This is a genomic window from Streptomyces sp. NPDC005728 (assembly GCF_040630895.1).
Lineage (GTDB): Bacteria > Actinomycetota > Actinomycetes > Streptomycetales > Streptomycetaceae > Streptomyces.
Map to the genome: position 1 here is coordinate 1 of NZ_JBEXYL010000177.1, position 9860 is coordinate 9860.

Annotated in this window: 7 protein-coding genes and 1 pseudogene; 2 read left to right on the forward strand and 6 right to left on the reverse strand. The window is 72.4% G+C overall.

The features are described from left to right. Positions 1-219 (forward strand): annotated as a pseudogene (locus ABZ471_RS45915) (UTP--glucose-1-phosphate uridylyltransferase); the annotation flags it as partial. Positions 220-319: 100 nt separating this feature from the next. Here the strand turns inward: ABZ471_RS45915 and obgE are convergent. From obgE to ABZ471_RS45945, 6 genes are all read right to left on the reverse strand, one after another. Continuing rightward, the gene (gene obgE, locus ABZ471_RS45920) at positions 320-1765 is read right to left on the reverse strand and encodes a GTPase ObgE (RefSeq protein WP_359075111.1); all 1446 of its coding nucleotides are present in this window, start codon (positions 1763-1765) and stop codon (positions 320-322) included. A gap of 139 nt (positions 1766-1904) precedes the next feature. Beyond that, a complete protein-coding gene (gene rpmA / locus ABZ471_RS45925; RefSeq protein WP_039649526.1) occupies positions 1905-2159 on the reverse strand; it encodes a 50S ribosomal protein L27 in 255 nt (84 codons plus the stop codon). A 14-nt stretch (positions 2160-2173) separates the two neighbouring features. Further along, positions 2174-2494 carry a 50S ribosomal protein L21 gene (gene rplU, locus ABZ471_RS45930; RefSeq protein ID WP_067123957.1) on the reverse strand — a complete coding sequence of 107 codons (321 nt, stop codon included), beginning with the start codon at positions 2492-2494 and terminating at the stop codon, positions 2174-2176. A 242-nt stretch (positions 2495-2736) separates the two neighbouring features. Continuing rightward, the gene (locus ABZ471_RS45935) at positions 2737-6966 is read right to left on the reverse strand and encodes an Rne/Rng family ribonuclease (protein ID WP_359075112.1); all 4230 of its coding nucleotides are present in this window, start codon (positions 6964-6966) and stop codon (positions 2737-2739) included. 263 nt (positions 6967-7229) lie between these two features. Further along, positions 7230-8051 (reverse strand): TIGR03936 family radical SAM-associated protein, encoded by an 822-nt coding sequence (locus ABZ471_RS45940; protein ID WP_359075113.1) that lies wholly within the window; start codon positions 8049-8051, stop codon positions 7230-7232. 46 nt (positions 8052-8097) lie between these two features. Further along, positions 8098-9189 carry a hypothetical protein gene (locus ABZ471_RS45945; protein ID WP_359075114.1) on the reverse strand — a complete coding sequence of 364 codons (1092 nt, stop codon included), beginning with the start codon at positions 9187-9189 and terminating at the stop codon, positions 8098-8100. Positions 9190-9408: 219 nt separating this feature from the next. Between ABZ471_RS45945 and ABZ471_RS45950 the strand changes: the two genes are divergently transcribed. Further along, complete coding sequence (locus ABZ471_RS45950) at positions 9409-9762, forward strand: DUF805 domain-containing protein (RefSeq protein ID WP_359075115.1); 354 nt, start codon at positions 9409-9411, stop codon at positions 9760-9762. The last annotated feature ends 98 nt before the right edge of the window (positions 9763-9860 follow it).

A 9860-nucleotide genomic window follows, 5' to 3' on the forward strand; every position in this document is an offset into this window, starting at 1 on the left:
CAGCTCACCGACGCCCTCCAGCAGCTCGCCCAGGACGAGAAGGCCGGCGGCCCCGTGCACGGTGTCGTGTTCAAGGGCCGACGCTACGACACCGGCGACCGTGGCGACTATCTGCGTGCCATTGTCCGACTGGCGTGCGAACGTGAAGACCTGGGACCGGACTTCCGGACCTGGCTCCGCAGTTATGTCGGCCAGGAGCTGGCGGACGACAACAGCTGACGCCGACGCCGAGAACGTGAGAGGGCGGGCCGGAGGATTTCCTCCGGCCCGCCCTCTCACGTTGCCGCTGCCCTGTCCGGTACGGGAGAGGGCGCCTGGGTTAGAAGGGCTCGAAGTCGTCGAACTCCCGGCCGGCTTCGTCGCGTTCGGCCTGCCGGTCCCGGCGCCGCTGCGTGGCAGGACGGGGCGCCTCCAGGCGGTGGTCCTCGCCACGGCGACCGAGCATCTCCGCGCCCGCCATGACCGTCGGCTCCCAGTCGAAGACGACCGCGTTGTCCTCGGGTCCGATGGCGACGCCGTCGCCGGACCGGGCGCCCGTCTTCATCAGCCGCTCCTCGACACCGAGGCGGTTGAGCCGGTCGGCGAGGTAGCCGACGGCCTCGTCGTTGTTGAAGTCGGTCTGCCGCACCCAGCGCTCCGGCTTCTCGCCGCGCACTCGGAACAGCGGCTCGCCGTCGAGCTCCTCGCGGGTGACCGTGAAGCCCGCGTCGTCGACGGCCTTGGGCCGGATGACGATCCGCGTCGCCTCCTCCTTCGGCTTCGCGGCACGCGCCCGGCCGACCAGCTCACCGAGGGCGAACGACAGTTCTCGCAGCCCGATGTGCGCCACCGCCGACACCTCGAAGACGTGGTAGCCGCGCGCCTCCAGGTCGGGGCGGACCATCTCGGCGAGGTCCTTTCCGTCCGGCACGTCGACCTTGTTCAGGACGACGATCCGGGGACGGTTGTCGAGACCGCCGTACTGCCGCAGCTCCTCCTCGATGATGTCGAGGTCGGAGACCGGGTCACGCTCGGACTCCAGGGTCGCGGTGTCCAGCACGTGCACCAGCACGCTGCACCGCTCCACGTGCCGCAGGAACTCCAGGCCCAGGCCCTTGCCCTGGCTGGCGCCCGGGATCAGACCGGGCACGTCGGCGATGGTGTAGACGGTCGAACCGGCCGTCACCACACCCAGGTTGGGCACGAGGGTCGTGAAGGGGTAGTCCGCGATCTTCGGCTTGGCCGCGCTGAGCACCGAGATCAGCGAGGACTTGCCCGCGCTCGGGTAGCCGACGAGCGCCACATCGGCGACGGTCTTCAGCTCCAGGACGATGTCCTGCAGGTCCCCGGGCACACCCAGCAGTGCGAAGCCGGGCGCCTTGCGGCGGGCGCTCGCCAGCGCCGCGTTGCCGAGGCCGCCCCGGCCGCCCTGCGCGGCGATGTACGAGGTGCCGTGGCCGACCAGATCGGCGAGCACGTTGCCGGCCTTGTCCAGGACGACCGTGCCGTCCGGCACCGGCAGGACCAGGTCCTCGCCGTCCTTCCCGGAGCGGTTGCCGCCCTCGCCGGGCTTGCCGTTGGTGGCTTTGCGGTGCGGGGAGTGGTGGTAGTCCAGCAGCGTGGTGATCGACTGGTCCACGGTCAGGATGACGTCACCGCCACGGCCGCCGTTGCCGCCGTCCGGGCCGCCGAGCGGCTTGAACTTCTCGCGGTGGACGGAGGCACAGCCGTGGCCCCCGTTACCCGCGGCGACGTGCAGTTCGACGCGGTCCACGAAGGTGGTCATGGTTCAGTGCCTCCAGAAACTTGCGGGTATTACCAATGTCAACACGCGAAAGGCGGACCCGCCTTCCCGACCGGGAAGTGAGGTCCGCCTCGCGAAAGGATCGAACGAGTCGTTCGGTCGAAGCCGTGAATCAGGCGATTCAGGCGACCGGAACGATGTTCACGACCTTGCGGCCACGGTGGGTACCGAACTCCACCGCACCGGTCTGCAGCGCGAACAGCGTGTCGTCGCCGCCACGGCCGACGCCGGCGCCCGGGTGGAAGTGGGTGCCGCGCTGGCGGACCAGGATCTCACCCGCGTTGACGACCTGACCGCCGAAGCGCTTCACGCCGAGCCGCTGGGCGTTGGAGTCGCGACCGTTCCGGGTGGACGATGCGCCCTTCTTGTGTGCCATGTCTCCTCAGTCCCTTACTTCGCAGCCGCGGGGATCGACGTGACCTTGATCGCCGTGTACTGCTGGCGGTGGCCCTGACGACGGCGGTAGCCGGTCTTGTTCTTGTAGCGCAGAATGTCGATCTTCTGGCCCTTGTGGTGGTCCACGACCTCGGCCTGGACCTTGATGCCGGCCAGCACCCACGGGTCGCTGGTCACAGCGTCGCCGTCGACAACGAGCAGGGTCGAGAGCTCGACCGTGTCGCCAACCTGGGCAGTGGAAATCTTGTCAACCTCAACGATGTCGCCGACAGCAACCTTGTGCTGGCGACCACCGCTGCGCACGATGGCGTACACGCGGATCTCTCTTTCGCTCGAAGAAACGGCACCCCCGAAGGCCAGCCACCCAGAAACGACATGGGCGACCTCTCCCGGCCCACCCTGTGCCCGGGAGGAAGAGGTTTACGGGGATGTGACGTGTTCAGTGGACACGCCGACGGTCAAGGTTACGGGGCCACCGCCTAAGGGGTCAAACCGGGCCGGGCCCCCGGGGTATGCGGCCGGTCACATGAACCGGCCGCACACCCCGTCGGGCCTCGTCAGCCCTCGTCGGTGGCGGCGGTGACCGTGGTGGTCTTCTTCGCCGTCGACTTCGCGGCGGCCGTCTTGACGGTCTTGGCCGCCTTCTTGGCCGTCGTCTTCTTGGCGACCGTCTTCTTGGCCGCGGTCTTCTTGGTGGCCGCCTTCTTCGCCGTGGCCTTCTTGGCCACCTTGCGGGCGGTCTTCTTGGCCGGCGCGGCCTCCTCCGCCGTCTCCTCGGCAGCGGGCGCCTCAGCGGCAGCCGCCTCCGGCGCGGTGGCCGGGACGACCACGACGGCCGTCTCCTCGGAGGTGGTCGGCGCGGTGGCCTTGCGCACGGCGCGGCGCCGCGGGCGGGCCGGGGCGGCGCTCTCGGCGGGCGCCTCCTCGGCCGGGGCCGGGGCCTCGGCCGCGGGCTGCTCCACCGGTGCCTCGGGCGCGGTCTCGGCGACCGTCACCACGGCCGCCTCCGCGCCCGCCGGGGAACCGGCAGGCGCCGACACCTTCCGGGTCGCACGGCGACGCGTACGGCCCTGGGGAGCGGCCTCCTCGACGGCGGTCTCCGGGGCGATCACCGGCTCCTCCGGGGCGACCGGCTCGACCGGCACCTCGGCGGCCGTCTCCGGCTGCACGGGACGCGCGATCTCCTCGGCGGGCGTGACGGCCTGAGCCGTCGGCACCGTGACCGTCTCGGCGGCCTGTGCGGCCTTCCGGCTCTCGGCCTTCCTGCTCTCCGCCTTCGGCGCACCGGCCGGTGCCGAGACCCGACGGCTCGCGCGGCGACGGCCGCGGCCACGACCGGCCGCCGCCTCCGCCTCGGCGATGCTGCTGTACAGCTCCTCGTCCGGCGCGAAGTCGGGCGCGGGCAGCGCGACCGGCTCGGCGACCTCGGCGGCCACCTCGGCGGACGTCTCGGTCTCCGGCTCGACGGCCTCGCCGGTCTCCACGGCCACGGCGGCGGCCTCGTGCTCGTGCACCTGCCCGTCACCGCCACGCCCGCGCTTCTTGCGCTTGCCGCCACCGCCGCCGCCGACGGCGGTCGGCTGCTCCATGTGCACGATGACGCCACGGCCGTTGCAGTGGACGCAGGTCTCGGAGAAGGACTCCAGCAGGCCCTGGCCGACCCGCTTGCGGGTCATCTGGACCAGGCCCAGCGAGGTCACCTCGGCGACCTGGTGCTTCGTACGGTCGCGGCCCAGGCACTCCAGCAGGCGCCGCAGCACCAGGTCGCGGTTCGACTCCAGGACCATGTCGATGAAGTCGATGACGATGATGCCGCCGAGGTCGCGCAGCCGCAGCTGGCGCACGATCTCCTCGGCCGCCTCCAGGTTGTTCCTGGTGACCGTCTCCTCCAGGTTGCCGCCCTGGCCGGTGAACTTGCCGGTGTTGACGTCGACGACGACCATCGCCTCGGTCCGGTCGATCACCAGCGAGCCGCCGCTGGGCAGCCAGACCTTGCGGTCCAGGGCCTTGGACAGCTGCTCGTCGATGCGGTACGTGGCGAAGACGTCGACCTCGGAGGTCCACTTGGACAGCCGGTCGGCGAGGTCCGGGGCGACGTGCGAGACGTACCCGTGGATGGTCGACCAGGCGTCGTCGCCGCTGACGACGACCTTGGAGAAGTCCTCGTTGAAGATGTCGCGGACGACCCGGACGGTCATGTCCGGCTCGCCGTACAGCAGCGTCGGCGCGTTGCCGTTCTTGGCCTTCTTCTGGATGTCCTCCCACTGCGCCTGCAGCCGCTCGACGTCCCGGCGCAGCTCCTCCTCGCTCGCGCCCTCGGCGGCGGTGCGCACGATGACGCCCGCGTCCTCGGGGACGATCTTCTTGAGGATGGTCTTCAGCCGGGCCCGCTCGGTGTCGGGCAGCTTGCGGCTGATGCCGGTCATCGAGCCCTCGGGGACGTACACCAGGTAGCGACCCGGGAGGGAGACCTGGCTGGTCAGACGCGCGCCCTTGTGCCCGATCGGGTCCTTGGTGACCTGGACGAGCACGGACTGGCCGGACTTGAGGGCGGCCTCGATGCGGCGCGGCCCGTTGGCCATGCCCAGCGCCTCGAAGTTGACCTCACCGGCGTACAGGACGGCGTTGCGGCCCTTGCCGATGTCGATGAAGGCGGCCTCCATCGACGGCAGCACGTTCTGGACCTTGCCCAGGTACACGTTGCCGACGTACGAGGTCGACTGCTCCTTGTTGACGTAGTGCTCGACGAGCACGCCGTCCTCGAGCACGCCGATCTGCGTGCGCTCGCCGTGCTGGCGCACGATCATCACGCGCTCGACGGCCTCGCGGCGGGCCAGGAACTCGGCCTCGGTGATGATCGGGACGCGTCGGCGGCCCTGCTCACGGCCCTCACGGCGGCGCTGCTTCTTGGCCTCCAGACGGGTCGAGCCCTTGATGGACTGCACCTCGTCGGAGGGCTCGCTGGGCTTGCGGGGCTCGCGGACCTTGACGACCGTGCGCTCCGGGTCGCCCTCGTCGGGCTCGGTGTCGGCGGTGGTGTCACCGGCACGGCGGCGACGGCGCCTGCGACGGCGGCTGCTGGAGGAGCCTCCGGCCTCGTCGCGAGCCTCGTCGGCGTCCTCTTCCTCCTGCTCGGCGGTGTCCTCGGCGTCCTGCTCGGCCTGTTCGGCGGCCAGCTCGTCGGCCTCGGCGTCCGCGCCCTCGCCGTCGGCGGCGTCACCCCGGCGACGGCGACGGCCGCCCCGGCGACGACGGCGACGCGAGCCGGACTCCTCGGTGCCCTCGGCCTCTTCGGTCTCGTCCGGCTCTTCGCCCTCACCCTCGCCCTCGGCGAGGTCCTCGGCGGCGGTCTCCTCCGGCTCCTCATCCTCGGCGGCGGCCTCGACGACCTGTGTCTCCTCGGCGACGGCGGCGCCCCGGCGGCGACGGCGACGGCGCGCGCCGGCATCGGTGCGCTCCTCCGTGTACGCCTCGGTCTCTTCGGTCTCTTCGGTCTCCTCCGCCCCGGCGGCCTCGGCAGCGGCCTCGGCGGCGGCCCGCTCGGGCGTCTGGAACTTGGGCTCGGCGAACACCGGCGCCTGGAACACGGCCACGGTGGGCCGGGCCGGCCGACGCGGTGCCTCGGCCTCGGCGGCCTCGGACGGCGCGGGCGCGGAGAACCCGGTGGCGGCCTGCCGCACGACCCGGCGGCGGCGACGCGGCGCGGCGGCACCCTCGGCGGGGGCCTCGGCGGCGGTGGGCTGGGCGGCGACGGGCTCGGTGATCTCGGTCTCCTCGGCGGGCTGGGCGGCCTCGGCCTGCTCGACGGCAGCCACGGGGGCCTCCTCGGCCACCGGACCACCGGCGGGCGCGGAGACACGACGGGTGGCGCGGCGGCGGGTACGGCCCTGGGAAGCGGTCTCTGCGGCGGCCTCAGCGGCCGGGGTCTCCTCCGCGACAGCGGCGGGCGCGGCGGCAGCGGCCGCTACGACGGTCTCGGCGGCCTCGGCGGCTTCCGGGGAACCGGTCGGTGCGGACACTCGGCGGGTCGCGCGACGCCGCGTACGGGCCGCGGGAGCGGCCTCGGCAGGAGCTTCGGCGGCGGGAGCGGCCTCGGCGGCGACCGGGGCTTCAGCGGCGGGCGCGGACTCGGGTACCTCGGCCGCCTTCGGTGCACCGGCGGGCGCGGAGGCGCGCCGGGTGGCACGGCGGCGGGTACGAGCGGGGGCAGCCTCGGCCTCCGCCACCGGCTGCTCCGCCTCGCCCTCTGCCTCGACCTCTGTCTCGGCCTGCGCCTTCTCCTCGGCCTCGGCGGATTCGGCGGGCGTGGAGACGCGGCGGGTGGCCCGGCGGCGGGTGCGACGGGGCGCGGCTTCCTCGGCGGCCTCAGCGGTCTCGCCGGTTTCGAGAGCCTCGACGGCCTCGGCGGTCTCCACGGCCTCGGCAGCAGAAGCCGCAGCCGATACGACCGTGCCGGCGGACTCGGTGGCCGCGGGCGCACCGGCGGGCGCCGAGGCGCGGCGGGTGGCACGACGGCGGGTACGGGCAGCGGGAGCGGCCTCCTCGGCGGCGGGCGCCTCCACGGCCTCGGCCTCGGCGGTCACCTCCGCCTCAGCGGTCTCGTCGGCCTCGACGATCTCGTCGGGATCCGCGGCCGGTATGGCCGGCACGGTGACCTCGGTGGGGGCCTCGGCCTCGGCGGGGGGACCCGCCGGGCGGGAGGCTGCACGGCGACGCCTGCGCGGCGGCAGGGTGTCGCTGGGAGTGTTCAGTTCGGAACCCTCAGTGGGTTCGGTCGGCTCGAGCATGCGGGCGTTTCTCCCGTCAGGCTCCCGGGCGCCGCGCCTGGTCCGGCGCCGGTCTCGATGGACCGTTCGCCGTTGACGTCCGCGGCCCGCGCGATGCGCGATGACCGCCGTCCGGGGCGCGGGCGCCGCACGGGAGCACTCTGTGTCCTGTCTCGCCGGTTCCGTACGCCTTGTCGGTACGGCCTGGCGAAAGTCTTCTGGTCGGTGCGCTGCCCGACCCAGGTGGCTCCCGAGTACGAGGGCTGCGCTTTCGACGTCCGTCCCTACGCGGAACCTTCCGGCGTCGGCGCCGTCGCGGCGGCAGCCGGTGCGGCCGTCAGGGCCTCGGCTGCCTCGCGGTCGGGCGCGAGCGGGTCGGTCACCGTGCCGGTCTCTTCATCGAGCAGCCCCTGCGCCAGCCTGGTCACCGCTGCGGGGACCGGCGGCGCCAGGTCGGCCACGGCGCGGAGACCGGACAGGACGTCGTCGGGTCGTACGGCAGGCGTCACGTGCCGAACAACCAGCCGCAGTATCGCACAGGGCTGGTCACTCGGCCCAGCAAGGAGTGCGACGTCGGCCGCTCCGGCGGAGCCGATGCTTGCATCGGGCTGCGACCTGTGCGTTTCCAGTTGTACGACCGCCGGGCGGGCGTCGAAGGTGCGGACGCCGTTCTTGGTCATGCGCTGAACCTCGACGGTGTCGGCCTTGGTGAAGGCCTCGACCGCACGTTCGGCGTCGACCGGGTCGACGCCGTCCAGCCGCAGCGCCCAGACGGAGGCCGTCAGCCGGTCGGCGAGGCCCGAGGTCCGTGCCTCGACCGCGTCGACGATGTCCAGCCCGGTGGGCAGCGACTCGTCGAGGAGGACGCGCAGGGTCTCGGGGTCACGCGGCGCGGTCAGCGCGATCTCCAGGTACTCCGCCTCACTGCCCGTGCCGGTGGGTGCGGCATTGGCGTACGACACCTTCGGGTGCGGTGTGAACCCCGCCGAGTACGCCATGGGCACCTCGGCGCGGCGCAGCGCACGCTCGAAGGCGCGCTGGAAGTCACGGTGGCTGGTGAACCGGAGGCGGCCGCGCTTGGTGTAGCGCAGTCGGATGCGCTGCACCGCGGGTGCGGGCGGCGGGCCTTCGGGCTGTCGCTTGCCCAGTGTCCTAGTCCTTCGTGAGAGCGGTCTTACTGCTACCAAGAGTACGTGTGTCGCGCCCCGCAGGTTCCCGGCGGTTCACCGCGACCGGCGGCCGGGGCTCGCCGAGGAGCATCCGTCTCAGGTCCGCGCGGGCCTGCCGCACGGAGTCGCGGGCACTGGTCAGCGCCTGCCGTGCGGTCCGCCGCACCGCGCGCGCGGCCTCGGCGACAGGCTGCAGGACGTAGTCCCGTACGACGTGTCCGACGGGGGTGAGGACGGTGCGGTACACCCAGCGCAGCGGCTCCACGAAGATCCACCGGAAGAGGGTCGCGAGCGCCCGTCCGACGGCGCGCGAGATCCGTCCGGCGATCCGCCAGGCATGCCCGAGGGCCTCCCCCACCTCGCGTGCGACGACGGCGAGGGCCCGGCCGAGGGGCGCGAGGACCCAGCGCCACAGGGTCAGGGCGGGCAGCACGAGGAGGATGCGGGCCGTCCAGTACAGGACCGCGCCGATCCCGGTGACGACGGCGCCCGCGAGCCAGGCCAGCGCCCGTCCGACCGGGGCGAGGATCCACTCGTACAGCCATCGCGCGGGGAGGACGAGCAGGTACCGCAGCAGCCAGGCCACGGCGGCGTACAGGCCCGCGCCGACGGCGGCGAGCAGGATGCCGATGCCCTTCAGCAGCCAGGCGATGCCCCGGCCCACCGGTGCGAGCACGCGCGCGTACAGCCACCCGAGGCCGGCGCCGATCCCCCGTGCGACCCGGGCGAGGGCGTGTCCGGCCGGGGTCAGCACGTACCTGTACAGCCACCCCAGCGGTACGACGACGAGGACGTGTCCGAGCCGTCCGAGCGCCTTCCCTACGGGCACGAGGACATGACGCCACAGCGCCACCCAAGGCCACACGAGGAGTGCCCGGCCGACCCACAGCAGCACGCGCCCCGCCGGACGCAGCACGGTGTCCTTCAGGAACCGGCCGACGACGACCAGCGCGTCCCACGCCATCCGCACCGGCAGGACCAGCACGAGCACGACGATCCGCACGGGGATGCGGATCGCGACGGCGAGGCACCCTTCGGGGTACTGCGGCTGGGGCGGCGGCTTCTGGAGGTCCATACCGACTCAGACGCACCGGCCGCGCGTCCGGATTCCCGCCCATGATTGCGATGCAGTCACGTCTGCAGCCCCTCCACTGTGCCTCCGTTTCAACCCTTGTCACCGAACGGCCGCAGGCGGGTAACACATTGACCCGAGCACGCCAAAAGCATGGTTCCCGGCCAGCGTGACTGATTCGATGAGTCACCAAGCACGCGCTATCCCTGGGGGGACGAGACAATGCACTGGTACGTGGACGTACTGAAGAAGTACGCGGTGTTCAGCGGCCGCGCGCGGCGGCAGGAATTCTGGATGTTCACCCTGTTCAGCGTGATCATCAGCATCGTGCTGGCGATCATCGACAACGCCATGGGGTCGATCGTCCTCGGCCTGGTCTACAGCCTCGCGGTCCTGCTGCCCAGCCTCGGGGTCGCGGTCCGCCGCCTGCACGACACGGGCCGGTCCGGCTGGTTCGTCCTCTTCCCGCTGATCCCGCTGGTCGGCTGGATCATCCTGATCGTCTTCCTCGCCTCCGAGGGCAAGGCGGAGCCGAACCAGTACGGCCCCAACCCGAAGTACGCCCCGGCCGTCTGAGCCGACGTCAGCGAGAAGGCCCCGCCGGATTCCTCCGGCGGGGTTGCCCATGACGATCATCGCCACGCCCTTGTGGAGGCCGAGACCGGCCACCGCAC

Coding starts and splice junctions, on each gene's coding strand:
- obgE (WP_359075111.1), bottom strand. CDS start 1,765: ATGACCACCTTCGTGGACCGCGTCGAACTGCACGTCGCCGCGGGTAAC.
- rpmA (WP_039649526.1), bottom strand. CDS start 2,159: ATGGCACACAAGAAGGGCGCATCGTCCACCCGGAACGGTCGCGACTCC.
- ABZ471_RS45935 (WP_359075112.1), bottom strand. CDS start 6,966: ATGCTCGAGCCGACCGAACCCACTGAGGGTTCCGAACTGAACACTCCC.
- ABZ471_RS45945 (WP_359075114.1), bottom strand. CDS start 9,189: ATGGACCTCCAGAAGCCGCCGCCCCAGCCGCAGTACCCCGAAGGGTGC.
- ABZ471_RS45950 (WP_359075115.1), top strand. CDS start 9,409: ATGCACTGGTACGTGGACGTACTGAAGAAGTACGCGGTGTTCAGCGGC.